Origin of the sequence: Gordonia sp. w5E2 (assembly GCF_036540975.1) — a bacterium.
In the GTDB taxonomy this organism is placed as follows: Bacteria; Actinomycetota; Actinomycetes; order Mycobacteriales; family Mycobacteriaceae; genus Gordonia; species Gordonia jacobaea.
In genome coordinates this window covers 3,581,606-3,606,042 of record NZ_CP144213.1, presented here as the reverse complement: position 1 = coordinate 3,606,042, position 24,437 = coordinate 3,581,606, and the positions used below count along the sequence as shown (strand labels likewise).

The window sequence follows — 24,437 nt, the reverse complement described above, 5'->3', positions numbered from 1 at the left end:
TCCTCGTGAGGTGACCGTCGCGGTCAAGCGCGGCGATCGGTCGGTGGTGGTGGCCCTGTGCCCGGTGGATCTGACCGTGCTTCGCGCGACTAAGCGCCGCAGATGGGTGCGGCTTGGAGAAAAATCGAAAGCGCGGGCGGGCGTGGAGGATGGCGAAGGGGCCGTCGTGGTCATGCCTGTCGGCAGCGATTTGGCCCGGACCTGCGCGTTCGCCTACACTTGTGGGGTTGCCTGCGGCGCGTTGAGCGTCGCGAATCGGCTCGCGAACCCACCCGGTGGTGCGTTGTGATCGCAAGATCGGAACAAAACCCCAGGCAGGCGTGTGTCCGGTGGTAGCAGACCGTGTGCGTCGGGTCGGAAATTCGGCGTACAGATGCGGTGGCCCACCTCGGTGGATCCGCCGTGTCGACTACATCCAGGTCAAGGAGACTAACGAGTGATTCAGCAGGAATCTCGCCTGCGGGTCGCCGACAACACCGGAGCCAAGGAAATCTTGTGCATCCGCGTGCTGGGCGGCTCGTCTCGGCGCTACGCAGGCATTGGTGACGTCATCGTCGCCACTGTCAAGGACGCCATCCCCGGCGGCAACGTCAAGCGGGGAGAGGTCGTCAAGGCTGTCATCGTGCGCACCACCAAGGAGCGCCGTCGTCAGGACGGAAGCTACATCCGTTTCGACGAGAACGCCGCCGTCATCCTCAAGGGTGAGAGCGACCCCCGCGGTACCCGCATCTTCGGCCCGGTCGGCCGCGAGCTGCGTGAGAAGAAGTTCATGAAGATCGTGTCGCTGGCACCGGAGGTGATCTGACATGAAGGTTCACAAGGGTGACACCGTCATCGTCGTCTCGGGCAAGGACAAGGGCGCCAAGGGCAAGGTCATTCAGGCCTTCCCGAAGGAAGAGCGTGTTCTGGTCGAGGGCGTCAACCGCATCAAGAAGCACACCGCTGCGTCGGCCAACGAGCGTGGCGCGGCGTCGGGCGGCATCGTGACCCAGGAAGCGAAGATCCACGTGTCGAACGTGATGGTCGTCGATTCCGAGGGCAATCCCACCCGCGTCGGCTACCGCGTCGACGAGGAGACCGGCAAGAAGGTCCGGATTTCCCGCAAGACCGGGAAGGACATCTGATATGACCACCACCGAAAAGACCCAGCCGCGTCTCAAGCAGCGCTACCGCGCCGAGATCAAGGATGCGCTGAACACCGAGTTCGACTACGCCAACGTGATGCAGATCCCGGGCGTCGTCAAGGTCGTCGTGAACATGGGCGTCGGCGACGCCGCTCGCGACTCGAAGCTGATCAACGGCGCGGTCACCGACCTCGCACTGATCACCGGCCAGAAGCCGGAAATCCGTCGCGCACGCAAGTCGATCGCACAGTTCAAGCTGCGCGAGGGCATGCCGATCGGCGCACGCGTCACGCTTCGTGGCGACCGTATGTGGGAGTTCCTGGACCGCCTCGTGTCCATCGCGCTTCCCCGTATCCGCGACTTCCGCGGACTCTCGGACCGCCAGTTCGACGGCAACGGTAACTACACCTTCGGCCTGAACGAGCAGTCGATGTTCCACGAGATCAACATCGACAACATCGACCGGCCGCGCGGTATGGACATCACCGTCGTCACCTCGGCCACCACCGACGAGGAAGGCCGCGCGCTGCTGCGCCAGCTGGGCTTCCCGTTCAAAGACAACTCCGTGAAGGACAACTGATGGCAAAGAAGGCTCTGGTCAACAAGGCCAACAAGAAGCCCAAGTTCGCCGTGCGGGCCTACACCCGGTGCAACCGCTGCGGCCGTCCGCACTCGGTGTTCCGCAAGTTCGGCCTGTGCCGTGTGTGCCTGCGCGAAATGGCACACGCCGGCGAGCTCCCGGGCGTGCAGAAGTCGAGCTGGTGACCCAGCTCCGCTGACGTAGCTCGACGGGCGGCGCGCGCTGCGGCCGCTGGTTGAGCTTGTCGAAACCTCGACCCCGTGTCCCCACTGTGGGACGCGGGGTCGTCGTCGTGTTGGGGCAGCATGATCCGTATGACGGATGTGCCGGTTTTCGGGGCTCGGCGTCATACTGATCGATTCGACGCCGTCGCAGCCCGCCTCCCCCGATCGGGGGAGCGCGCAATCCACCCGAACATCGGCCAGATGGCGGGTGGGTGGGACGTCCGTGATCGCGAAAACTGAGTTCATCGCTTCCTGAACGAGCCACAAGGGGCTCCCCGGCGATGACGAAAGGCGCGGACATGAACGTCACGAGTACCTACACCGTTTCCGACTACCTCCTCGACCGTCTCGCCGATCTCGGCGTCGACACCATCTTCGGTGTCCCGGGCGACTTCACCCTCGGGCTCCTCGACCACGTCGACGAGCATCCGTCGATCAGTTGGGTGGGCACCGCGAACGAGCTCGGCGCGGGCTATGCGGCCGACGGCTATGCCAGGATGAACGGCGTCGGGGTGGTGTGCTCGACCTTCGGAGTCGGTGAGCTCAGCGCCATCAACGCGGTGGCAGGTTCGTACGCCGAGCACGTCCCGGTGCTGCACCTGGTGGGTGCACCCACCGAGGCGGTTCAGGCAGCCGGACGGGCGACGCACCACTCACTCGGTGACGGCGACTTCACCCACATGCTGCGCATGTCCGCGGAAGTGACTGTGGCACAGGAGATGTTGCAGCACGGCACGGCCACCGCACAGATCGACCGGGTGCTCGCCGCGATGGTGGCCGAGGGGCGTCCCGGATACCTCTCGCTGCCCGCCGACGTCGCCGAGCAGTCGTGTGAACCGCCCACCACTGTCCTCGAAGTACCTGCCAATCGCACGGACGTCGACCAGCTCGCCCGATTCGCCGACGCCGCGACACAATTGATCGCCGACCGATCGCCGGTCGTGCTCGCCGACATCTTTGTCCATCGATCCGGTGCGGTGGATCAACTGCATCATCTCCTGAAGGTCGGTGGACTGCGCTACGCGTCGTTGCTGTGGGGGCGGCGCGTCGTCGACGAGCGTGGCTCCGGATACCTCGGGCTGTACCTCGGTGACGCGACCCAGCCCGACGTGCGCGCCGCGGTCGAGGACGCCGAGTGTCTCATCACCGCCGGGGTCTGTTTCACCGACCTGATCTCCGGATACTTCACACAGCGCCTCGACGACGCGGTCCGCATCGATCTGCAACCGCACACCGCGGTAGTCGGTGGTGAGACCTTCGCGGGCATCGAGATGCGCGACGCACTGGCCGTACTGGCCGAGATCGTCCCCCCGCGACCTGACCTGCCGGTGTCACTTACAACGTCGATGGGCGACGTCGAGCCCGATCCGCATGCACCGCTGACCCAGAAGGAGCTATGGGAGGCTGTCGCCGCGGCGCTGACCGGCAACGACGTGATCCTCGCCGACCAGGGAACCAGCTTCTGTGGCATTGCGGCGCAACGACTTCCGAGTGGTGCGGTGTTCATCGGCCAGCCTTTGTGGGCGTCGATCGGCTACACGCTACCCGCCATGATCGGGGCGGCGATCGCGGCACCGCATCGTCGACCGGTATTGCTGATCGGTGACGGCGCGGCACAGCTCACGGTTGCCGAGCTCGGCACGCTCATCCGGCAGCGTATCCCCGCGGTGATCATCGTCGTCAACAACAATGGCTACACCGTCGAGCGTGCGATTCACGGTCCGGAGATGAACTACAACGACATCGCTCCCTGGCGGTGGACGCTGCTGCCGTACGCATTGGGCGGCGACGTCTCGACAGTGCGGACCCATCGGGCGACGACACAGGCCGAGTTGACCGGCATGCTCGTCGACGCTGCCGCGCACCCGACATCGCTGACGCTGATCGAGGCAGTCACCGGTGAACTGGACGTCCCGCCGGTGCTCGAGGCAATCGCGGCTGCTGCCGCGAGCGCGAACAGGTGACCTCCGCTATCCGCAGAGAGACCCTCACGCCAGACCGTCACGCACGTGACGGTCTGGCGTGATATGCGTTGGGATCGAACACTTCTGATGACCCGAGGTCAGCCGGAGGGAGTCCCAGTGGTAGCCGCGGCGCCGGTCGACGAGGTCGTACCGGGCTGGCTGCTCGGGGTGGCCGTCGTCGTGCTCGCGGGAGCGACGGTCGTCGTCGTCACGTCGTAGGCCTGCCATGCCGAGCCGACCTTCTTGACGAGTACGCTGCTGCCGTCCGGCTGATGGATGGTCAGGACGTCGTCGGTGGCATCCCAGGTGAGCGTCGACCCCGATTGCACTGCGTCGGTGAACACCGTTGCGCCCGAGGCTGTATCGGTCAGAGTGAGTGTCGTCCCGGTGAGAGACGCGCTCACCGCCTTCGATGGTGACGTGGTGCCCGACACCGCGACGGCTGTCGAGGTGACCGTGGTGGTCGACGGGGATGACGTCGACGTGGAGGAACTCGACGGTGGCGTCGAAGACCCTGCAGCCGACATCGTGCTCGACGTCTCGCTGCCGCTCGACTTCGCGACCGTCGACGAACTCGACTGTGCCGCTGCCGAACTCGATGCCGCACCGCTGGGCGTCGAACTCGCTGCGGAACTGCTGGTCGTACCCGAGGTCGACGCCGCGACGCCGGCTTTGAGTGCGAGACTTTGCACACCCGACGACGTTGCGGGCCAGGTGTAGTTCGCGTTGCCGTCGGCCGAGCGCACTCCGCAGGCGTAGTTGCTCGACGACGATGCGCGATACACATAGCCGTACGCGAAGTTCGCCGAGACCATCTGATCGGACGTGCGCACCGTGCGGATGGTGAAGATCTGTCCGTTGGCGGCCGTCGTGTCGGTGCCGACAACGTCTGTCGGCGCGGTCGCGACGTAGCTGAGCGTGCCTGCGGTCAGCGTGTATTCCGACTGGTAGGTGGTTGGCGTCGGGTCGTGATCGGCCGGCACCGCCACGCCCTTCGGAAGAAACGACACCCGCACCGAGAACCCGGATGACGGTGCGGTCCAGCTGATCTTGCAGCCTGCCGCACCTGACGTGGTGGCGATTGCGACGGCGCCGCGGACATTGGGGATCGAGTTTCCGAACGTGCCCATGCTGATCGAACTGGACATCACTGCAACGTCGACGAGCGATGCGGCACGCGCGGCTCCGACCTGCTGCGTAGCCAGCGCCACCACCACCGCGGACGCGACACCCGCCGTGGCGGTGGTGTGTCGTGCGCGATGACGTGCCGCTCGCGTGCGCGGCTCCGAAACCCGGTCCTCGCTGGTGCGCCCAGCCCCGGGTGTGTGTCCAGCAGAGCCGGGATCATCCGTAGCCGGACCCCGGCGTCGTCGAAAATTCAGGTACACCAGTGTCATTGAGGCAACGCCGAGCAGAATCCGGGCCGCGGGTGTCTGCATCCACGACGCCGCGTAGCCGGCGAGAGGAATCGTCACGACGACCCGATGTGCATCTCCGATGACGTAGGGCGCCGGGTCCGGGTACTGGTTGGCGTCACCTTTCAGGTAGGCGGTTACCGCCACCTGCGACGCCGCGGCGGTGCTGATCACGCGGTGTGTGATCCGGCTTCCGTCTGGTCGAGAGATCGATACGATGTCGCCCGGACGCACGTCGGTACCGTGCACGGGAGTGGCGAGTGCCAGTGAACCGATCGGCATGGTCGGCGCCATCGACCCCGAGCGGACCACCAGTGGTGCTATTCCGAACGCATGCACTGCGATGGCGAACCCGATGCACAGAAGGCCGAGGGCTGCTCCGACAGTCAGAACGAGTTCTCTTGCTATCTTGCGCATCTCAGTTGGCCTGCGTCGCAGTGAACGTGAATCCCGCAGTTACACCGTCGTTCTCGTCTACGGTGTAGAGCACGTCTGGGTCGACGGCGAACCAGACGCACAGCGTCTCCGACTGGCCTGCGGCAAGCGCACGCGTACCGATCCAGGGATATGTCTTGCCTGCTACCCAAGACGGCCAGGGCACGTAGCCCGTATGTGTCGGCAGTGTGGGGATTGCGCTCGATTCGGTGGTGCTCAGTCCTGGTTCGAGAGTGCCGATTGCTGTTCCGCCTGAACACTTTCCGACGCCGTTGCCATTGACAGGAGTCGCCCCGGAGTACACACGGAAAACCCCGTGGTCGTACATCACACCCGTGGTCACGGGAGCAATGATGGCACTGTAGGTGACGTTGTAGCCCCCCGAGTTCTTGACGGTGAGGCTGGCTGCCCGTGAACTACCGGGCTGCATGTCGGACTGGTTCATCGCGGTCCACATCAACGAATCCTGTCCGTTGAGTTTGAGGTCGACCGATCCCACAGTGAACGCCGCTGTGGTCACGCTTGCCGAATCGCTCCACGACGCCATCGTCGAGATCGCGCAAAGCCCTAGCACCATGCCCAGTGAGCACAGTGCGCGCAGGCGTGAGGAGAGGAGGGTCCTGATGATCATTGCTGCTGGATCGCTCCGAACGTGTATGACCCCGTGTAGGTGGCACCCGCGACCGCGGTGATATCCAAAGTGCCACGCAGACAGAGCAATTGTGTCTGCCCGCTCGACAGTGTCAGGTAGTTTCCCGATGTGGTGAGTGCAGTACCCGGCAGTGTTGTCGCAGTCGAGCCGTCGCAGCTCGTCGCATCGGTTCCCGGCATCGCCGAGGCCGTCAGTGTCAGATGACCATCGGACGTCGCGACGTTGGTGAGTTTGTATCCGAGCGTGGTGTCGCCGCCGTTGGCGACAGTGACGCTCACAGTCTTCCTACTGCCGGGACTCAGCGCTGTCCCACCGAGCGACGTCAGTGCCAGGTTGTGACTACCGCCCGCGGTCAGGACCAGCGCTCCCGAGGATATGGTCGACGCCGATGCCGCGACATTCGACGTCCAGTATGCGCCGGACTGCCGGACCGATATCGCCATCAACGCCGAGACGATCAGTGCCACAAGACATCCGAAGACGATCCTCTGTTGTGAGGTGATGCGTCGGCGTCGGTGCGCGGATGACTTCGACATGCGTATTGCGCTGTGCATCAGGCGGTCTCACGTCTGCGTTCGCGGCGAGCTCGTCGGCGATCGCGCGCAGACGACAGCACCATGAACACCGCGTAGGCGAGGAGGAGCCCCGCCACCACGTACACAGCGATCACATGCTGTCGACCCGTGATGACCTGGTTCAGGTACCCGATGTAGGGGACCGAGTACCAGACTTTTCCCCTGACCTGCACGGCGCGAACGGGGGCTGGATCGGTGGTCGGGTTGTTGTCGCCCTTCGTCGTGAACAACCGTTCGCCGCGGCCGTCCTGGCCGACGCCGACGACGCGGTGGGTCACCACGTCGGCCTGACCGGAGCGCAACTGGTAGGTGATGACGTCGCCGGTATGCACCTGCGCGGGGTCAGCCGTCCGCGCCACCACGAGTGTTCCCGGCGGCATGTGTGGCCGCATCGACGACGTCATGATGGTGTACGGCGTCGCCCCCGCGAGACGTGGGACGACGACGACTGCCGCCAACAATCCCACGGCTACGAACAGAAAGAGCCAGCTCAGCGTCAGTCTGATCATGTCCAGCGGACCAGAGTCGGAGTCGCCCTTCTGGTCCGAGCCGGGTTCGTCGGCGGCGTGGCGGAGCGTCGAAGATGATTCGACACGTGACGAATGCCTTCCACTGGTGATGGACATCGTTCTCTCCGCTTGTGTATCGGATACTGCTTGGTCGGATATGGGGGACTGACCGGGCACAACGCGAATGGCCGTCGTGCCCGGTCAGTCCTGCAGCGCAATCCCTCCCCAGTTCGCGCGCCGCGAGAGCGGATACTGCCGAGGGCAGGACCCGCTGGTCTTTAGGACTGGTTGGGTCCTTGAACCTGATCAAGGTGCAGACTGATGTTGTTCAGGTTGAGCGTGTCCGTCTGGCTCGAGTTGGTCGCCGAGGCAAACGGAAGCTTGAGGGTCACCACCACCGTGTAGGCCGACGCCCCGCCGGTCGGGCTGATTGCCAGCGACGTTCCACCCTGGGTGATATCGGTCGCCGATGCGTCGCCACTCTTTTTGGCTGAAATGGTCTTCGTCGTTTCTGAAGCGAGAGATCCCGACGAGGTGAATCCCGATGTATCGGCGTAGAGTTTCGCCTTCAGGTTGTCGCCGGTCGCATTGATATTCACCGTCGTTGTGTACGTGAGCGTGTCGCCGGGAACGAACTTGAATGACGTCGGATTGATGGAGCCGTTCTGATCGGTCCATGTTCCCGTGTCTTTGCTCATCGAGAGCTGACCTGAGCTGATGGTCGAGCCGCCGATTGCCGTGCTGTCGTTCCAATACGCGAGTGATCCGAGCCCTCCGAGAAGAAGAACTGCCGCGCCCCCCGCAGCAACTGCACCCTTGGTCTGTTTCTTCATTGTTGCTCTCTGCATCGATTGGCCACCTCGGGGATTCCGTGGTGTGGTGATGCATTTTTAGCCCGCCGGGGCCGGTTGCACAACCAATAGTTGTCTATCGAGCCTCAAGCTCAACTTGATTACAGGTGTTCACTGACCGATCAGTAGGTGATCGAAGGTGAGCGGTGAATGTGCTTGTTTCCGCAGATCATCGGCATTAAATCGGTTTCATTCTCCGAAGTGTGCGATTAATGATGTCGAATGAATGCGCCATTGAATGTTGTCATATTCATGTGATGGAGATCACGAACAGAGTGTCCGATTTAACCATTAGTGCACGTGAACAGCTACCGCAACGGATTTACTACTTGATGAAAGTCGTAAGCCATTTACCGCAACGGCGTGCCTCTGCGGATTGGTGGAGCGTCTTGAAGGGTGCTGCGTGATGGCGGACACAAATGCGCGAATCGATTGATTCTGGCGTACGATCCATTGCCGAAAGCTGCCGACCAGAAAAACCAAGTAGCGCTTTCGGGGGAGAATAAAATGAAAAAGCATGGTGTACGAAGCTCGGGGGAGTTTCTGACCGCGCGGTCAGGAAAGCTGTTCGTGTTCTTGTTATCGGTCGCTTTGGCGACGGTGGTCTGCGTGGTTGCCGGGCTCGTCGGTGACGGGGGTCGGGGTGACGCGTCGCCACCTCCGGCGTCGAATCGGATAGATTTCCACACGGCAGTGAAGGGCGACGACGTGGTCCTGACTGTCGGTTCCGGTGCTCTGCGAGTGGCCGGCGATCAGATACAGATCGTCGACCCGCACGGCAGGGTCGCCGCCAGCGCGCCACTGAAATATGAAGTGGCGCAGAGGGTTTACAAGCTGGGCGTCGAACTTCAGGGCGGTGCGGCACGACTGCACGTCGATCCGTCGTCGATCAGTCGAGCGGTGTCGCTGGCACCGCACCGCGCAGCCGAGACGACGACGGTTGTCGTCACCTCGACGCCGCCGACCTCGGCGACGTCGGACGCGGATGCCCGCGCAGACAGACTCGATAAAGCGATCACTCGAATGGGCACGGAACTGTCACTCGGAATGGCCATCGGAACGTCGGTCGGCACGATTCTCGGTGGTGTTCTCGGCTGCCTTGTCGGGCTGGCCGCGGGCATCGTCGGGTGTTTGCCGGGGCTCATGGCGGGTGCGACAGCCGGTGCCGTCGCGGGATCGGTGGTGATCGGTGGAGCCGCGATCGTCGTGTCGATGATCGTCTTCGGGATGACGATGAGCGCGCCGACGCCGACGCCGAAGGCGCAGCAGCCGCAGCGGCCGACCACTCAGGTGCCGACAGCGACGCCGTCGCGTTGATCCGTATGACGCGCTGCCCGAATTCTGGGCGCGAATGTCATACGGATCAACGGTCATACGGACCGAGAGCCCGCGGGCGGAGCGCTAGCCGACGAGCCAGGCGTTCGGTGCGCAGACGAGCGGAACGTCGGCGCCGAGGGCGCGCAACACGATCGACGTCGCGCGGGGCGAATAGCTCAGCGAGAAGTGGTCGGACGTGTCCTGGGGGCAGCCGTCCTGCAGCGTGATGTTGCGGGTGTTCTTGGTGCCCTTGGGGAAGAACGTGCTGGAGTAGGGGGTTGTCACCTCGTCGTAGCGGGTGCCGACGATCGTGTATCGGATGTCGCCGAGTGCGTAGACGCCGCCGCTGTTGAGGTTCTTCAGGAACGGCGAGTTGTAGATCTGCTGGGTTCCCGAGACTCCGACGCCGAGTGCGAGTGGTCCGAGGATGTCGACGCCGAGATCGTTGATGGTGCGTCCGAGTGTGCCGATGCCGTTGAGCGTTGTGCCGTTGTTGGTCGCGCCGAGAGTCACGACGTTGGCGACCTTTGCGGCGCCGCCGTCGAATCGCAGGTACTGGCGAGTCGAGATCCCGCCCATCGAATGGCCAACCATGTCGACCTTGGCTGCGCCGGTGGATGCGAGCACCTTGTCGACGAAGGTCTTGATCTGGGTTGCCGACTTCACGATGTCGCCGGTCCCGTACACGCCGGGGAATGCTGCTGCTACGCCACCGCCTTGAGAGGGCGGCTGTATTCCGTAGTCGAGTGCGTAGACGCAGAAGCCTGCCTGCTGGAGCGCGGGGGAGATCATCGACCAGTTGCTGTAGGCGTTCTCCCACGTTCCGTGGACCAGGACGACAGGGTTGCGGCCGGCCCGGGGTTTGCACGACCAGTCATTCGCACCGGCGGGCGCCACGTCGGGATTCGACAGGCTGTGCGCGAAAGCCGCGGGGAACGTAGTCTGCTTCGGTCCGTTGCCGGTGGGGATGAGCCAGCGACTCTCGCCGTTGAGCAGGAAGGTCTCGGCGCGGGCCGGGGTGGGCGAGGCGTCGGAGATGTAGTCGGCGAGCTGTTGCTGAGGGGCGGCCGACGCGGTTCCTGCGGAGTTCGCGGCAAGCGAGACACATGCGGCGATCGCGGCGACAGCCGTCGTCAGCAGGCGAGTTCGGGAACGACGTCGATTCGACGATGTGGTCACGTGCGAACCTCTCAGCTAGGTGTTGCCGGTCATAGCGCAAGTGAGTGGAGCGTAGCTCACCGGTCGCGGTCCTTGACTCCCACCGGTTCCCAGCCTCGACGTGACGTGCGGTCACCGGGGGTGGGCAGTCGATCGCGACTGCGGTACACGATGTACGGCCGGAACAGGTAGTGGATCGGAGCGGTGAACATGTGCACGAGACGTGTGAACGGAACGAGTGCGAACAGGGCCAGACCGATCAGGACGTGCACGTGGAAGCGCAGTGGCGCTGCGTCCATTGCGCGAATGTCGGGTTGCAGCACGAAGATCGATCGGAACCACGGCGAGACGGTCTGGCGATAGTTGACCCCGGGTCCAGTGGGGTCCACTGCGCCGACAACTGTGATGTAGGTTCCCGCGATCAGCGCGCACACCAAGACCAGATACATCAGCTTGTCGTTGCGGGTCGTCGCCATGAACACCGGGCCGGTGGTGCGACGTCGATAGATGAGCAGGCCGATGCCCAGCAGTGTGGCCGCCGCCGCGAGCAGGCCGAAAAAGCCTGCGCCCCAGTGGTACATCGTCTCGGAGACACCGAGTGCTTCGGTCCAGGACTGTGGGATGACCAGACCGACCGCGTGCCCGGCGATGACCACGAGGATGCCGTAGTGGAACATCGGTGAGGCAATCCGCAGCAACCGCGACTCGTAAAGCTCCGATGACCGCGTGGTCCAACCGAACTTGTCGTAGCGGTAGCGCCAGATGGTGCCACCGATGAGTATGAGCAGGACGACGTATGGCAACACGCCCCAGAGGAATACGTCCATCACGCCTCACCTCTCGCATGTGTCGCGGTCAGCGGCAGTAGGCGCGAATCGTAGGGCTCGAGGCCAACGGCCTCGACGCCGAGCGCCGGCGTCATCGCGCGCGCAGCCTGTCGGTCCACCGGTGACTCGCCGGGCAGCGTCGAGCAGATCGCCGTGAGCACAGCCGTGTACGGAGATCGACGGTCTCGCAATGCGAATCGGATCAACTCGAGCGCTGGGCGATACTTCTCCAGAACCGCTTGTCCCGCGTCGGCGTCGACACGCGCCGCGAACTCCAGGACGATCGGCAGGTGGTCGGGCAACTCGCCGTGGAGGTCGACGACAAAGCCGCTGCTCCGATAGAGCGCTTTGAACTCGCCGAGCGCGGCTCCACGCCGTCGCGTGTCGCCATCGGTCCAGTACGAGAGATACAGCGTGTGCTTGCGTGACAGGTCGAATGTGTCGACGTAGTCGTCGACCAGGGTGGGAAGCGGCGTCGACTCGAGATGATCGACGAAGGTCAGCAGCTCACGAATGGAAGGGTGATCAGGCTGCTCACACAATGCCCTGCGCAGCAGCGAGATTCGGTCGATTAACTGATCGTCGGGATAACTCAGACACCACGACGAGACCTGCCGCGTCACGCGATGATCGGCGGCAGTCGTGCGGCGAGGCCACCTCACGACGACGCCTTCGAGTTGCTGCTGTCGCCGGATGCGGGGCGGTCGGGGAACAGCCCTTCGGGCGACCCGTTACCGTCCCAGTTCAGTAGGTTCGTGCGGTTGGCGAGGCGATGTGAGCTGGTCGCGGTGTCGGTCGTCTGGCGCTGCTTGAGCGCGTGAAAGGTCTCCACCGACACCGGAGTGGGGGTTCCGCTCGCTTCGCCGAAGGCGCCGGAGCCGTACATGCCGGGCCCGTCCTCGTAGTCGAGTGAGCACGCCATCTCGTCGAGCTGTTCGGCCTGCTCGAGATGGGCCGTCGGAATCACATACCGCTCTTCGTATTTGGCGATCGCCATCAAGCGGTACATCTCGTAGACCTGCTCTTCGGACATACCGACAGAGGCGGGGATGTCGGGGTCGGGTTCGCGGCCGAGCGTGATGTCACGCATGTACGCGCGCATCGCCGCGAGTTTGCGCAGGACGCCATCTATTACTGCGGTGTCGCCCGCACTGAACAGTTCGGCGAGGTACTCCACGGGGATGCGCAATGCGTCGATCGCACCGAACAGGGTGCCCGCGTCCTCGGCGTCGTGGCCCTGCCCGCTGAGCAGGTCGACGATCGGCGACAACGGCGGCACGTACCAGACCATTGGCATGGTGCGGTATTCCGGGTGAAGCGGCAGAGCGACGCGGAACTCCTTGGCCAGCGCGTAAATTGGCGATCGACGTGCCGCGTCGAGCCAGTCCTCGGGAATGCCTTCGGCACGCGCCCCGGCGATCACGTCGGGATCGTTGGGGTCGAGGAGCAGGTCGAGTTGGGCCTCGTAGAGGTCGGTGTCGTTTGGTGTGGAGGCGGCTTCGGTGACAGCGTCGACGTCGTAGAGGAACAATCCGAGATACCGGAGTCTCCCGACGCACGTCTCGGAGCAGACGGTCGGTTGCCCGACCTCGATCCGCGGGTAGCAGAGAGTGCACTTCTCGGCCTTGCCCGTGCGGTGGTTGAAGTAGATCTTCTTGTACGGGCAGCCGGTGATGCATTGGCGCCACCCGCGACACCGGTCCTGGTCGACGAGGACGATACCGTCCTCGCTGCGCTTGTAGATGGCGCCCGACGGGCACGACGCCATGCATGAGGGATTCAGGCAATGCTCGCAGATGCGGGGCAGGTAGAACATGAACGTCTGCTCGAAGCTGAACTTGACGGCATCTTCTGATTCACGACGCAGCTTCTCGACGATTGGATCGAGCCCGCCCAATTCCGGTGCGCCACCTAGGTCGTCGTCCCAGTTCGCCGACCATGTGACCTTCGTGTCGTCACCGGTGAGCAGCGATTTCGGGCGCGCGACAGGGAAGTCGTCGCCGAGTGGGGCGTCGACGAGCATCTGGTAGTCGTAGGTCCACGGCTCGTAATAGTCGTAGATGGTCGGTTGAACGGGACTTGCGAACAGCGTCAACAACTTCTGCATCCGACCGCCGGTGCGAAGTCTCAACTTGCCCTTGCCGTTCAGATGCCAGCCGCCACGCCATTTCTCCTGATCCTCATAGCGTCGTGGATACCCTTGTCCCGGGCGGGTTTCGACGTTGTTGAACCAGACGTACTCGGTGCCTGCCCTGTTGGTCCACGCCTGTTTGCATGTGACCGAGCAAGTGTGGCAGCCGATGCATTTGTCGAGGTTCATCACCATCCCGACCTGAGCCATCACCCGCATCAGTACGTCACCTCCTGGCTGCGCTTACGGATCGTCGACACCATGTCGCGCTGGTTCCCGGCGGGACCGAGATAGTTGAACGCATAAGACAATTGGGCGTATCCGCCGATCAGGTGAGTAGGTTTGACGAGGAGTCGGGTTGCCGAGTTGTGTATTCCACCCCGACGACCGGTTGCCTCCGATTTCGGGACGTCGATCGTGCGTTCCTGCGCGTGGTGAACATAGACGACTCCGGCGGGCATGCGATGGCTGACGATTGCCCTGCACACCACGACGCCGTTGGCGTTGACGCATTCGATCCACTCGTTGTCGTGCACGTCGATTGCTGCGGCATCGTCGGGACTCAGCCACGCCGTCGGACCGCCACGGGACAGTGACAGCATCAGGAGGTTGTCCTGGTACTCCGAATGAATGGACCACTTCGAGTGGGGCGTCAGGTATCTCACGGTGATCTGCTGCGCGCCGTCAGGGCCGAGTCGTGGCTCGCCGAACAACCGATGCATGTCCAGTGGCGGTCGATAGATGGGCATCGATTCGCCGACGTCGATCATCCAATCGTGGTCGAGGTAGAAGTGCATGCGACCGGTGAGAGTGTGAAATGGCTTGAGGCGCTCGATGTTCACGGTGAACGGGGCGTATCGCCTACCGCCGGTTTCCGACCCGGACCACTCCGGCGAGGTGAACACCGGAACCGGGGCCTGTTGGGTGTCGGCGAAGCTGATGTGCTTGTCGGCGTTGCCTTCTGCGAGGTCGTCGAGTGTCTTTCCGACCCGCTTCTGAAGTTTCTCGAAGCCCTGGACGGCGAGAGTGCCGTTCGTGGTCCCGGAGAACCGCAGAATTGCCTCGGCGAGTTTCGCATCGGTATCGATCGCCGGCCGACCGTCGCCCGCACCGCCGAGCATCACCCCGTTGCTGTCTGCCAGAATCTTCGTCTGTTCGGCGACATCGTAGGCGACTGATTTGGTGGCGAAGCCGAGTGTATCGGCGAGTGGGCCGACAGTCGCGAGCTTGTCGGCGATCGCGGTGTAGTCGCGTTCCACCACTGCGAACGCAGGCATGTTCTTTCCCGGATGGCCGACCGTCGTCGACCGGTGCCAGTCGTCGACGGTGCCCTTGGGTTGCGCTGTCTCACCGGGAGTGTCGTGCTGCATGGGGGTGCTGACGAGATCGTGCCGCACACCGAGGTGCGTCTTCGCCTGCTCGGAGAACGCGGCGGCGAGGCGGTGGAAGAGATCGAAGTCGGTCTTCGCTTCCCACGGAGGATCGATGGCGGGGGAGAAGGCGTGCACGAAGGGGTGCATGTCCGTCGACGACAAATCGTTCTTCTCGTACCAGGTGGCTGCGGGCAGGATGATGTCGGACAGCAGCGTCGTCGACGTCATGCGAAAGTCCGCCGATAGCAGCAGATCCAGCTTGCCCTCCGGCGCTTTCTCATGCCACCGAACGTCTTTGGGTCGGGGAGTGTCGGCTGATTCGACACCGAGCACATTGTTGTGTGTTCCCAGTAGGTTTCGTAGGAAGTACTCGTTGCCCTTTGCCGACGATCCCATGAGATTCGACCGCCACAGAACCAGCGTCCGTGGCCAGTTCTCCGGGGCGTCGACGTCGCTGATCGACGGCGTCAGTGTGCCGTCGGAAAGATGTTGTGCCACATAGCTCGACGCGGAGTCGGCATCGCCGCTGTCGACGGCTTGGCGTGCGTCGTCTGCGACGTCGAGCGGATTGCGATCGAACTGCGGATAGAACGGCATCCAGCCGAGCCGCGCCGATTGCGCGATGGCGTCGGCGGTGTGTTCGTGGTCGAGCGTGCCGCGCGACAGCGGAGATGCCAGTGACGCGGCTGAATAGCCGTCGTTGCGCCATTGGTCGGTGTGCATGTACCAGTACGACGTACCCGTCATGGTGCGAGGCGGTCGGCTCCAGTCGAGTCCGTTGGCCAATGACATCCATCCCGTGATCGGGCGGCATTTCTCCTGTCCCACGTAATGCGCCCAGCCACCGCCGTTGCGCCCCATGCAGCCGGTCAGGATCAACAGCGAGAGAATGGCCCGATAGGTGGCGTCGCCGTGGAACCACTGGCAGATCCCGGCTCCCATGATGATCATCGATCGTCCGCCTGAATCGACTGCATTGGTGGCGAATTCGCGCGCAACCCGGATCGCTGCCTCCGCAGGCACGCTGGTGATCTCCGCCTGCCAGGCAGGCGTGTAGGGGGTCGACGCGTCGTCGTAGCCGGACGGCCACTCGCCGGGCATTCGGTCACGATGCACCCCGTACTGCGCGAGCATGAGGTCGAAGACCGTGGTGACTCGGTGGCCATCGATGACGGTGGTCGGCACACCTCGACGTAGCACCGAACCGCTGCCATCCGGGGCGTCGAAAGCCGGCAAAGCGATCTCGACGAGTTGGGCGTCGTCGCGACCGACAAGGGTCAACGCCGGTGTGATTCCCTCGAGGTCGAGGTTCCATCTGCCCTCGCCCGCGGCAGAGCGGCGAAAGCCAAGCGAGCCGTTGGGAACCGTGGCTGCTCCGGTCTGCTCGTCGAGTACCACGGTCTTCCACACGGCGTCGGAGTCGTTCTCATCGGCTCCCGCCAACTCATCTGCGGTCAGGAACTTGCCTGCGACGAGGCCGTGTTCGTGTTGCTCGACGTGCACCAGGAAGGGAAGGTCGGAGTAGGAGCGCACGTACTCGTCGAAGAACTCGGTGGTGTTCGCGACGAAGAACTCCGACAGGATGACGTGCCCCATCGCCATGGCCAGGGCGGCGTCGGTACCTGCTTGTGCCGGTAGCCATTCGTCGGCGAATTTGGTGTTGTCGGCGTAGTCGGGGCTGACCGATACGACTTTGGTGCCGCGATAGCGGACCTCCGCCATCCAATGCGCGTCAGGAGTTCGGGTGACCGGGACGTTGGAGCCCCACATCATCAGATACGACGCATCCCACCAGTCACCGGACTCCGGGACGTCGGTCTGATCGCCGAAGACCTGTGGGCTCGCGACGGGCAGGTCGGCGTACCAGTCGTAGAACGACGTCATCACCCCGCCGATCAACTGGATGAAGCGCGTCCCCACGCAATGCGACACCATCGACATCGCCGGAATCGGTGAGAAACCGGAGCATCGGTCGGGGCCGTAGGTCTTGATCGTGTGCACGTGGGCGGCCGCAGCCATCTCGATGGCCTCGTCCCAACTCACGCGGACGAGGCCGCCCTTACCGCGAGCCTGCTGATACGACTTGCGGCGCAACGGATCTCCGACGACGTCGGCCCATGCCAGCACGGGATCGCCGGTCTTTTCCTTGGCGGCTCGGTACATCTCGACCAGAACTCCGCGCGCGTATGGGTAGCGAACCCGCGTCGGCGAGTATGTGTACCAGGAGAATGCTGCGCCACGTGGACAGCCGCGGGGCTCGTATTCCGGACGATCCGGACCGACCGACGGATAGTCGGTTTCCTGAGTCTCCCAGGTGATGATGCCGTCTTTGACGTAAACCTTCCATGAACACGATCCGGTGCAGTTGACACCGTGGGTCGACCGCACGATCTTGTCGTGGTTCCACCGATCGCGGTAGAAGACGTCGCCGGATCGGCCGCCGTCACGGAAAACGACTCTCCCGTCGGAAGTTTCGTCCCAACGGGTAAAGAATTTGCCGATATTGAGCAGGGCTGTGGCTGCATCGCCCTGAACTGCAGTAGATCGGGCCATGAATTCACCATACGGATGAAAAGGTGAGGGTGTGTGGTTTCGTCGCCGCATAGCCGAAGCGGCTCGGCTGAGGCGTCGACACGCGGCCGGACGTTATCGCCGAGTGCTCCGCGTGTTTCGATTGGGTATAGACATTCGCAATGTGTAGGTCCTTGTGTCTCAACGTGAAAAGGTCGGTCAGTGTGAACGTTTCGCGTGCGGTATCGCCCGATTCGCCCACCCGTCTCCGACGACGCGTACCGCACGCGAGCCTTGGCCAGTTCACTTTCGTCATGGCGACCGGCATCGTGTCGACGGCAATGCACAATGCCGCGTCGCTCGGTAGTGGCACCTACGCCACTCTGGCCAATCTCATTTCGGCGATTCTCTTTGCTTTCGCTGTGGTCGGATATGTCGCGTTGACCGTGTTCACAATTGCCGGGTGGTTCACCGGTTCGGGCGTGGTCAACGAGGTGCGGCGCGAGATCGCGACCGACGGGTTCACCGTGTTGGCCTTCACCGCGGCGAGCGGGGTGCTTGCGGCGCGATCGTTGGCGGCGGGAAGTACTTGGGCCGCAGTCACATTTGCTGTGGTCGCACTCGTGTCGTGGGTGATACTCGGCTACACCGCGGTGATCGCCGCGTTCTTCAGCGCCGCGCAGTCGCGGGAGCATCCCCCGGCGCCGACGACCCCGCTGCCCTGGACACACGTCAACGGCACCTGGTTTCTGATGGTCGTCGGAACCCAGTCGATTGCTGTGGCATTCGGGGCGCTCGCGGCCAAAGAGCGTGTCGACTGGTATGCGGTCGTTGCCGCACTGTGGTGGGGGACCGGTGTGCTGATACTGGTCGTGATGGCGGTGCTGGTCGCCGCGCGGCTGATCATCATCGGCCTGTCGGCGGACGACGAGGTCGCCCCCTACTGGGTGTTCATGGGTGCAGGCGCGATTTCGGTGCTCGCCGGTGCAGAGGTTCTCGGTGTGGGCGCCATGCAGCGGCTGGTCTCGCACGACGTCGTCGGAACGCTCTGTCTGTTGGGTTGGATCTTCGGGACGTGGTTGATACCGCTGCTCGTCGCACTGATGATCTGGCACGCGCGCAGGCCGGGTACCAATTCGGGATTTCGCACCGCGTTGTGGTCGATCGTGTTCCCCATCGGCATGTGGGGGGTGGCCAGCAGACAGTTGGGGATCGCCTGGCAGGTCTCGTGGATCAAGACCATGGGTACCTGGGAGGCGTGGGTGGCGCTGCTGATCTGGGTGATCGTCTTCGTCGGGATGGCGCGATGGTGGTGGCGATGGCTCGGAGCGCGACGTTCGGAGACTAGTTCGCCAGCACGGTGAGCAGTACCGCCGAGTCCTCGTTGGCCCGGAGATTGTGTCGGGCGTCGGGAATGGTGATGAGGTCGCCGGCCACGCCGTGCCACTCGTCGGCGCCCGCGGTGAGCGTCACGTCGCCGCGGAGCACCTGAAGCGTCGCTTCGCCGGGGCTCTGGTGCTCGCCGAGTTCGGTGGAGGCCGCCAATGCGATCACGGTTTGGCGCAGGTGCCGCGCCGAGTTGCCGTGCAGCGTGTGCCCAGCGCGGCGACTGTGCGCGTCGCGCGCCGTGGCGATGAGTTCGTCAACGAGGGCTGGGAGTCGCGTGGTGTCCATGTCTCACGATTGCACGCCCCGCCCGGCGGCGGGTGGCATTGGAGGGCCGCGCCGCCGCGGACTCAGCAGATCCCCATGCGCTTCTAGTCCAGCGACGCGCGCGCGATAGCGATCACCTCGTCCTCGGTGGGCGGACTCTGCGGGTGGTAACTCAGGCACAGCGGGGTGTCGACTTTGACGAAGCGGCCACCGTCGACCGCGGTGTAGAACGTTCCGGTCGACAGTCGGCCGACGTCGGGGATCGGACTTCCCTTGCTGTTTGCCAACTCCTTGGCAGCTTCGATCTGGTTTGGGTGGTTAAGCTTTCCGAAGAACTGAGTCGACGCGTTGCCGCTGACGCGGCCGTGGATTCCCTTCGGGGCCTGTGTCGCGAAGATCAACCCCAATCCGTACTTGCGCGCCTGCGAAGCGAGCGCCAACGTGCTGTGCGTCGCCGTCGTGACGCCCTGCGACGGTGCGTAGTTCTGCGCCTCGTCCATCACCAAGATGCCGCCAAGGGGGCGATCGGAGGCAGGGTGCTTCTTGATCCACGCGAACAACGACATTTGCAGTTGCCCGACGAAGTTCGCGACCCGGGACTCACTTCCGAGTCCCGCGAGGTTGATGACCGACACACGGGCGCGATAGCCCGACGATGGGGTGAGCAGCACACCCGGGTCGGCGGGTGTCGCGGCTTCGTCCAGCAATGGATCGTTGGCCATCGACGCCTTCAGATTCTCCGCCAAATCGATCGCGAGGCGCGGAGCGTCGGCGAGATTCGACACCCCGTCGGGTAGTTCGGACAGCAATGCGACGAAGGACAGCAGGCTTCCGCCGCCGCGGCGACCGAAGTACACCATCGCTTGTCGCAACACCGCCTCAGAGCGTGATGCGCGCGCGCCGCGTTCGGTGGGGCGCGCCTTCGGGAGGAGCGCGCCGACGGCAGAGTCGACCGCCGCGAAAAACTCATCGGAATCGGTTTCCAGCGAGGCGAATTCGGGCAGCGGACGAAAACTCAACGGTCGACCAGAGCGCCGCCCGGGGGTGAACACAACAACCTCTGTGTCGGCGAAATAGCGGTCGGCCGCCTCGCGGTCGGTTGGACTCCAATCTCGCGTACCTTCTGGCCAGGGCATCCCGAGTCGTGCGAGGTCATTGTTGATGTCGAGGACGATTGACGAAACACCTTGCAGGGCCGCCTCTTCGACGATCCGTCGAATGAGAACGGTCTTTCCGGAACCGGAACCAGCGAAGATAGCGGCGTGCTTGCGGAGTGACTCCAAGGGCGTCTCGACAGGTTGGCCGTCGACTGATCGAACGCCAATCGGCAGCACGTCGACAGCGCGTTGATCACCGGACGAACGCGACTCTGTGACAACAGGACTCGCCTCGTCAGGGGTGATCGCTGCTGGAGAGAATGCGTCGGTTTTTGCTGCGTGGGCTCCCGATGATGCACCCTTCGGTGTCTCGGCTTTCGGTGTTTCGACCTCCGGCGTCTCGACGCTTGTGGCCACAGCCTTGGTCAAACCGGGTGTGAGAATTTCTGAGAGGAAGCCGATCTCGGCTGCCGGAGCACGATCGACGATCCAGTCGTGCAACTGCGCTGGTCGCTCAGAACGCAACTGCGCCAATGCCATGAGGCGTCGGATGTCGTCGTCTGGCCAGGCGATCACCCGGCCGCCGCGCCGATGCAGTTCATCGACCAACTGTGCGGTCTTGGGTCCCGTCGGCCACGGCTGGCGCCTGAGCACCACCAGGGTGCGCTCGACCTCGCCGAGGCTGAGCCCAGAGGCGATATTGGCATTGGTGAGGCGGGATTGCACCGCACGGGGATGTGTGGCGGCAAGAGCGCGGAAGCTCCATGACTCTCCGGACTCCGTCGCCGGATCGATGACATGACTGATTCGCCCATGCAGCAGAGCTTTTGCCCCCGGCTTGGGGTCCTGATGCCACTTCCCGGCTTCATCGGGTAGCGCTTCGATCCATGCGCCGAGCCCGGCCTGCAGCAGGTCAGGAACGATGACATCCTCTGTGGTGTGGTCAAGCGCGACGGCAGGGTCGGCTTGCTCGACCAACTCGCGATAGCGCTTCTCGATCGCGCCGACATCTGTTGTCGCCACGAGCGTATCGCTCCCGGAAGGGACGTCGGTCGACTGCTCACGAGCGGTGTCGTTGGCTTCGCGTGTTGGCGTATCGGTGTCGTTCAATGTTGTGATCGACGCGAACGTGCCGCTGCGCAGCATCGCCGCAACCTGCCGGTCGACGGCCATCATCAGTTCGCGCGGGGTATATCGCTGTGCATCGGTGAGCGCGATATCGTCGACAGGCCAATGTGGCTGGGGTGGCGTGAAGTTGATCTGGGCGAAACCCGGTGCGAAACGCTTGGCGAGGAGCTCACGCGCGAAGTCGGCCGATGACGGCCGTTGCAGCATCGGTGGTTTGCGGAAGCGTTCGACTGCGGAGCGCATCACCCTGCTCTCGAGGTGTTCCCAAGCCGCCGTGATGCTCGAGACAACAGTGGTCGTCCGACTCATATTCTCGCGCAAGGCCATCAAGCCGTGAGCCACCTGGTTCACGACGGAATTCTCGTCAGCGGAGGTCGACCATCCCGCTTCGATGAGCGTGTCGATCTGGTCGACGCCCAGAACTGCCGCGGCGTCGAACGCGACTATGCGGGAGATGTTCTGGACCATTTCTTGGTAGCCGAGGGTCGCGTTGCGGATACCCCACTCGGCCAACTCGTCTACGTCGTCGACATCAAGGTGCAGAAAAGCCTCACCGAGGTCCCTCGCGTCGTAGTCCTGTGAGGCGGTCAGTACCAGCGCGCGCAAGATGTGCTGCGACCGTCGCCGATGGGGGTGACGCCGATACACGCCCGCCACGAACTCTTCGAGTGCCGGCACTGTGAGCGTCGCTTCACCGACGACTGCTGCCCGTGTTGACTCCGACACGTCGGCTTCTCGGGCGAGGTGGTCGAGGAGTTGCGCGAGCTGTGTCGGATGTGTCGGGCTGGGGCGATTGAGACTCTCGAGCACAGCGACCGTGACCGACTTCCAGAAGTCGCTGCCGTCGAGCAATCTCACCAAAAAGAAGTAGCCGCCGTGCTGCTGTACGCGTTGACGGATCTGCCCGAGAAGGTGCGTCTTGCCCGAGCCCGCTACGCCGCGGATCACCACGCCGATGGGGCTGGCTGACTCCGACCGCTGAGCGTCGGCGAAACTACGCATCGTCTCGTCGGCGACCTGCTCGTGCAAGCCGGCTACGTGATAGGTGCCTGACGTGCCCCATACGTCGTCGGGGGTGTCGGCCCAGTCGAGTCGGATCGACTCGAGTGCCTGGCGAATGTCGTTGTCCATCAGTCCTCCTCGACTGCGAACAGGTGGCACGGTTGCGTGCCGACCACCACAGCGGCTGCTCGGTCAGCCTCGCTGAGACGGGCGCGGTCGTCCTGAGGGATCAGACTGACGCCCGGGCGGTCCTGCAAGACGAGGATCGCAGCGTTGAACTCGGAATGGCCGACGTCAGGTAGCGCCGAACGGAGTGCTGCGACGTCGACGAGCGCGCCGCGCTGATGAGCCAGCGACTTGTATGTGGCGACGATGCGGGCGCCGATGTTCGCGGCCTTCGACGACGCGGGCGGCGCGGCCTCGACGACGGGGCGCGGACGGCCGAAGACTTCGTACAGTCGGAAGTCTTCGGCGTCGAGATGACGCCCGATTGCGTTGAGGACGGCATACAGCGCGCGGATCGGGGGCAACGAGCGGTCCGGCGGCCCTGCACGCAATTCGTCTGCACACCAAGCCCACCCGCGGTCGGTGAGCGAGTGGTAGAGCGCATTGCGCTCGCCTTTGCGCGACTCGATCAGGCCGTGTTCGGTCAACTTCTGTCGTCCAGGCTTGTCGAGGTTGGGGCCCAGCTCGCGTAGGCGAGGAGTCGACACCTCCGTGGACTCCGCCATGAGGACGAAGAGCACCGCGCTTTGGCTCGGTGTCAGCTTCGGGTGGTCCACTGTGACTCCTTCAGATGAGGTCCAGGTGCAGTAGGCGAGCTGGGTGTCGGATGGTGATGGGTGAGAACTTCGCGCAGTTCCGCTACGACTGACGACGTGTCGCCAAGAACCTGTTCGTTGGTGTAGCGGAGCACTACGTAGCCGTGCCGCTGCAGCATATTGTCGCGGCGACGGTCACGCGCGTACTTGTCGGCTCGACGATGGTCCGGGCCATCGACTTCGACGATGACTCGCGCATCCGGCCACAGAACGTCGACTCTTGCGACTCCCGACAATGCGGTGAGATCGGTGGGGCAGCGATTCCAGAGGCGTCCCGCTGACCAACTATGTTGGGCCAGTGCGTATTCGAGCGCCTGCTCCGCAGCGCTGTGTGGAGCGGGAGCGCCCGTCGGTCGGGAGACGATCAATATCGGTCGCAACGGGTCGGTCGGGACGGGCGCGGTGGATGAGGCAATCCCGAGGCGCAGCACAGGTACCCGGCGCACCTCGGGTAATGCGTCGGCGGTGAGCCAGACGGTCATGTTGGCATGCTCCGCGAGCCACGCACACGCCGATGCCGCGGTTCGCTGCGCATCATGGGAGAGCGCGCTGCTTGCGCGAACGGCAAGCACCACCTCGGGCCGACCGTAGAAGTGGCGTAGCAATGCGACCAACACGGCAGCCCGTTGTTCAGGAATCGCCGACGGCGTCGTGCGTTCGTTGGCGGCGCCCGCCCGCGCGAGCGGTACAACCACAGCGGTCGACAGGCCGACGTCGGTACACAGCCGCCGGGCCAGCGTCTCTGCGTCGTCGACGTCGAGTTGCTCTCCGGTTGACCTGCCCGGTAGCCAGGCGGGAAACAAGGTGATGAGCGCGGATTCGAGTGCCTCGAGGATCTCGGTGGCGACCTGCCGTGCAGTTCGTTCGTCAGGGCCGCGGTAATCCAAGATCACCGGCAGTTCGGGCGCTACGGCTTCAGCGAAGTCGTCGATTGCCGGGCCGTATACGTCCGCGAGGCGGACTACGCGTCCGGGACGGATCGCGTGGCCGAACGGTGGCGGCGTATCACTGTCGGCGTGAGTCATCGGACGTGAATATAGCCTCCACCACCGACTGGTGTGCGATGTGGCGGTGCGCTCGGTGACCGCCG

Annotated in this window: 22 protein-coding genes; 8 read left to right on the top strand and 14 right to left on the bottom strand. The window is 63.9% G+C overall.

Features of this window, described 5'->3' with window-relative positions; all coding sequences use genetic code 11:
• Window positions 1-10 precede the first annotated feature (10 nt).
• The 6 genes from RND64_RS16390 to RND64_RS16365 all read left to right on the top strand — a co-directional run bounded on the left by RND64_RS16390 (window position 11) and on the right by RND64_RS16365 (window position 3,892).
• Window positions 11-289 carry a hypothetical protein gene (locus RND64_RS16390; protein ID WP_049698853.1) on the top strand — a complete coding sequence of 93 codons (279 nt, stop codon included), beginning with the start codon at window positions 11-13 and terminating at the stop codon, window positions 287-289.
• A 147-nt stretch (window positions 290-436) separates the two neighbouring features.
• Window positions 437-805: a 50S ribosomal protein L14 gene (gene rplN / locus RND64_RS16385; RefSeq protein WP_005208410.1), complete on the top strand. Its 369-nt coding sequence runs from the start codon at window positions 437-439 to the stop codon at window positions 803-805.
• A gap of 1 nt (window position 806) precedes the next feature.
• A complete protein-coding gene (gene rplX / locus RND64_RS16380; RefSeq protein ID WP_005208409.1) occupies window positions 807-1,124 on the top strand; it encodes a 50S ribosomal protein L24 in 318 nt (105 codons plus the stop codon).
• A gap of 1 nt (window position 1,125) precedes the next feature.
• Window positions 1,126-1,704 carry a 50S ribosomal protein L5 gene (gene rplE / locus RND64_RS16375; RefSeq protein ID WP_005208408.1) on the top strand — a complete coding sequence of 193 codons (579 nt, stop codon included), beginning with the start codon at window positions 1,126-1,128 and terminating at the stop codon, window positions 1,702-1,704.
• On the top strand, window positions 1,704-1,889 hold the full coding sequence (locus tag RND64_RS16370; protein ID WP_005170384.1) for a type Z 30S ribosomal protein S14: 186 nt from the start codon (window positions 1,704-1,706) through the stop codon (window positions 1,887-1,889). Before rplE ends, RND64_RS16370 begins: the two co-directional genes overlap by 1 nt.
• A 338-nt stretch (window positions 1,890-2,227) precedes the next feature.
• The gene (locus tag RND64_RS16365) at window positions 2,228-3,892 is read left to right on the top strand and encodes an alpha-keto acid decarboxylase family protein (protein ID WP_049698854.1); all 1,665 of its coding nucleotides are present in this window, start codon (window positions 2,228-2,230) and stop codon (window positions 3,890-3,892) included.
• 98 nt (window positions 3,893-3,990) lie between these two features.
• Here the strand turns inward: RND64_RS16365 and RND64_RS16360 are convergent, their stop codons facing one another.
• From RND64_RS16360 to RND64_RS16340, 5 genes are all read right to left on the bottom strand, one after another.
• Complete coding sequence (locus RND64_RS16360) at window positions 3,991-5,724, bottom strand: signal peptidase I (RefSeq protein WP_049698855.1); 1,734 nt, start codon at window positions 5,722-5,724, stop codon at window positions 3,991-3,993.
• 1 nt (window position 5,725) lies between these two features.
• Window positions 5,726-6,373, bottom strand: coding sequence for a SipW-dependent-type signal peptide-containing protein (locus RND64_RS16355; RefSeq protein ID WP_152930051.1), 648 nt, complete (start codon window positions 6,371-6,373; stop codon window positions 5,726-5,728).
• Window positions 6,370-6,930 carry a hypothetical protein gene (locus RND64_RS16350; RefSeq protein WP_152930052.1) on the bottom strand — a complete coding sequence of 187 codons (561 nt, stop codon included), beginning with the start codon at window positions 6,928-6,930 and terminating at the stop codon, window positions 6,370-6,372. The genes RND64_RS16355 and RND64_RS16350 overlap by 4 nt, the downstream gene beginning before the upstream one ends.
• Before the next feature lie 17 nt (window positions 6,931-6,947).
• Entirely contained in the window at window positions 6,948-7,595 is a 648-nt protein-coding gene (locus tag RND64_RS16345) for a signal peptidase I (RefSeq protein ID WP_049698858.1), read from the bottom strand.
• Between the two features lie 161 nt (window positions 7,596-7,756).
• Window positions 7,757-8,311 (bottom strand): alternate-type signal peptide domain-containing protein, encoded by a 555-nt coding sequence (locus RND64_RS16340; RefSeq protein ID WP_053117434.1) that lies wholly within the window; start codon window positions 8,309-8,311, stop codon window positions 7,757-7,759.
• Window positions 8,312-8,836: 525 nt separating this feature from the next.
• Here RND64_RS16340 and RND64_RS16335 point away from each other — a divergent pair.
• Window positions 8,837-9,646: a hypothetical protein gene (locus RND64_RS16335; protein WP_152930053.1), complete on the top strand. Its 810-nt coding sequence runs from the start codon at window positions 8,837-8,839 to the stop codon at window positions 9,644-9,646.
• Window positions 9,647-9,730: 84 nt separating this feature from the next.
• Here RND64_RS16335 and RND64_RS16330 read toward each other — a convergent pair whose 3' ends face one another.
• Genes RND64_RS16330 through RND64_RS16310 form a run of 5 tightly spaced genes read right to left on the bottom strand, consistent with a single transcriptional unit; the run spans window position 9,731 to window position 17,688 of the window.
• Window positions 9,731-10,825, bottom strand: a complete 1,095-nt coding sequence (locus RND64_RS16330; RefSeq protein WP_049698860.1) for an esterase/lipase family protein — start codon at window positions 10,823-10,825, stop codon at window positions 9,731-9,733.
• 56 nt (window positions 10,826-10,881) lie between these two features.
• The gene (gene narI / locus RND64_RS16325; RefSeq protein WP_049698861.1) at window positions 10,882-11,631 is read right to left on the bottom strand and encodes a respiratory nitrate reductase subunit gamma; all 750 of its coding nucleotides are present in this window, start codon (window positions 11,629-11,631) and stop codon (window positions 10,882-10,884) included.
• Window positions 11,631-12,293 (bottom strand): nitrate reductase molybdenum cofactor assembly chaperone, encoded by a 663-nt coding sequence (gene narJ, locus RND64_RS16320; RefSeq protein ID WP_049698862.1) that lies wholly within the window; start codon window positions 12,291-12,293, stop codon window positions 11,631-11,633. Before narJ ends, narI begins: the two co-directional genes overlap by 1 nt.
• Window positions 12,290-13,981 carry a nitrate reductase subunit beta gene (gene narH / locus RND64_RS16315; protein ID WP_049698863.1) on the bottom strand — a complete coding sequence of 564 codons (1,692 nt, stop codon included), beginning with the start codon at window positions 13,979-13,981 and terminating at the stop codon, window positions 12,290-12,292. The genes narJ and narH overlap by 4 nt, the downstream gene beginning before the upstream one ends.
• Complete coding sequence (locus tag RND64_RS16310; RefSeq protein ID WP_049698864.1) at window positions 13,981-17,688, bottom strand: nitrate reductase subunit alpha; 3,708 nt, start codon at window positions 17,686-17,688, stop codon at window positions 13,981-13,983. Before RND64_RS16310 ends, narH begins: the two co-directional genes overlap by 1 nt.
• Before the next feature lie 140 nt (window positions 17,689-17,828).
• On the opposite strand from RND64_RS16310, the gene RND64_RS16305 reads away from it, so the two are divergent.
• Complete coding sequence (locus RND64_RS16305; protein WP_083444361.1) at window positions 17,829-19,010, top strand: tellurite resistance/C4-dicarboxylate transporter family protein; 1,182 nt, start codon at window positions 17,829-17,831, stop codon at window positions 19,008-19,010.
• Here the strand turns inward: RND64_RS16305 and RND64_RS16300 are convergent.
• The 4 genes from RND64_RS16300 to RND64_RS16285 all read right to left on the bottom strand — a co-directional run bounded on the left by RND64_RS16300 (window position 18,991) and on the right by RND64_RS16285 (window position 24,372).
• Entirely contained in the window at window positions 18,991-19,320 is a 330-nt protein-coding gene (locus RND64_RS16300) for a cupin domain-containing protein (RefSeq protein ID WP_049698866.1), read from the bottom strand. The genes RND64_RS16305 and RND64_RS16300 overlap by 20 nt on opposite strands.
• Window positions 19,321-19,403: 83 nt before the next feature.
• The gene (locus RND64_RS16295; protein WP_049698867.1) at window positions 19,404-22,655 is read right to left on the bottom strand and encodes a helicase HerA domain-containing protein; all 3,252 of its coding nucleotides are present in this window, start codon (window positions 22,653-22,655) and stop codon (window positions 19,404-19,406) included.
• A complete protein-coding gene (locus RND64_RS16290) occupies window positions 22,655-23,308 on the bottom strand; it encodes a MarR family transcriptional regulator (protein WP_049698868.1) in 654 nt (217 codons plus the stop codon). Before RND64_RS16290 ends, RND64_RS16295 begins: the two co-directional genes overlap by 1 nt.
• Window positions 23,290-24,372, bottom strand: coding sequence for a DUF559 domain-containing protein (locus RND64_RS16285; RefSeq protein WP_049698869.1), 1,083 nt, complete (start codon window positions 24,370-24,372; stop codon window positions 23,290-23,292). Before RND64_RS16285 ends, RND64_RS16290 begins: the two co-directional genes overlap by 19 nt.
• Between the last annotated feature and the right edge of the window lie 65 nt (window positions 24,373-24,437).

What these genes read in the sequence shown, in the direction of transcription:
- RND64_RS16360 (WP_049698855.1), bottom strand. Translation starts at nt 5,724, where the DNA reads ATGCGCAAGATAGCAAGAGAACTCGTTCTGACTGTCGGAGCAGCCCTC.
- RND64_RS16305 (WP_083444361.1), top strand. Translation starts at nt 17,829, where the DNA reads ATGTGTAGGTCCTTGTGTCTCAACGTGAAAAGGTCGGTCAGTGTGAAC.
- RND64_RS16335 (WP_152930053.1), top strand. Translation starts at nt 8,837, where the DNA reads ATGAAAAAGCATGGTGTACGAAGCTCGGGGGAGTTTCTGACCGCGCGG.
- RND64_RS16355 (WP_152930051.1), bottom strand. Translation starts at nt 6,373, where the DNA reads ATGATCATCAGGACCCTCCTCTCCTCACGCCTGCGCGCACTGTGCTCA.
- RND64_RS16345 (WP_049698858.1), bottom strand. Translation starts at nt 7,595, where the DNA reads ATGTCCATCACCAGTGGAAGGCATTCGTCACGTGTCGAATCATCTTCG.
- RND64_RS16300 (WP_049698866.1), bottom strand. Translation starts at nt 19,320, where the DNA reads ATGGACACCACGCGACTCCCAGCCCTCGTTGACGAACTCATCGCCACG.
- RND64_RS16350 (WP_152930052.1), bottom strand. Translation starts at nt 6,930, where the DNA reads ATGTCGAAGTCATCCGCGCACCGACGCCGACGCATCACCTCACAACAG.
- rplE (WP_005208408.1), top strand. Translation starts at nt 1,126, where the DNA reads ATGACCACCACCGAAAAGACCCAGCCGCGTCTCAAGCAGCGCTACCGC.
- narH (WP_049698863.1), bottom strand. Translation starts at nt 13,981, where the DNA reads ATGCGGGTGATGGCTCAGGTCGGGATGGTGATGAACCTCGACAAATGC.
- RND64_RS16285 (WP_049698869.1), bottom strand. Translation starts at nt 24,372, where the DNA reads ATGACTCACGCCGACAGTGATACGCCGCCACCGTTCGGCCACGCGATC.
- narI (WP_049698861.1), bottom strand. Translation starts at nt 11,631, where the DNA reads ATGGACGTATTCCTCTGGGGCGTGTTGCCATACGTCGTCCTGCTCATA.
- rplX (WP_005208409.1), top strand. Translation starts at nt 807, where the DNA reads ATGAAGGTTCACAAGGGTGACACCGTCATCGTCGTCTCGGGCAAGGAC.
- RND64_RS16370 (WP_005170384.1), top strand. Translation starts at nt 1,704, where the DNA reads ATGGCAAAGAAGGCTCTGGTCAACAAGGCCAACAAGAAGCCCAAGTTC.
- RND64_RS16295 (WP_049698867.1), bottom strand. Translation starts at nt 22,655, where the DNA reads ATGGACAACGACATTCGCCAGGCACTCGAGTCGATCCGACTCGACTGG.
- RND64_RS16365 (WP_049698854.1), top strand. Translation starts at nt 2,228, where the DNA reads ATGAACGTCACGAGTACCTACACCGTTTCCGACTACCTCCTCGACCGT.
- RND64_RS16340 (WP_053117434.1), bottom strand. Translation starts at nt 8,311, where the DNA reads ATGAAGAAACAGACCAAGGGTGCAGTTGCTGCGGGGGGCGCGGCAGTT.
- RND64_RS16310 (WP_049698864.1), bottom strand. Translation starts at nt 17,688, where the DNA reads ATGGCCCGATCTACTGCAGTTCAGGGCGATGCAGCCACAGCCCTGCTC.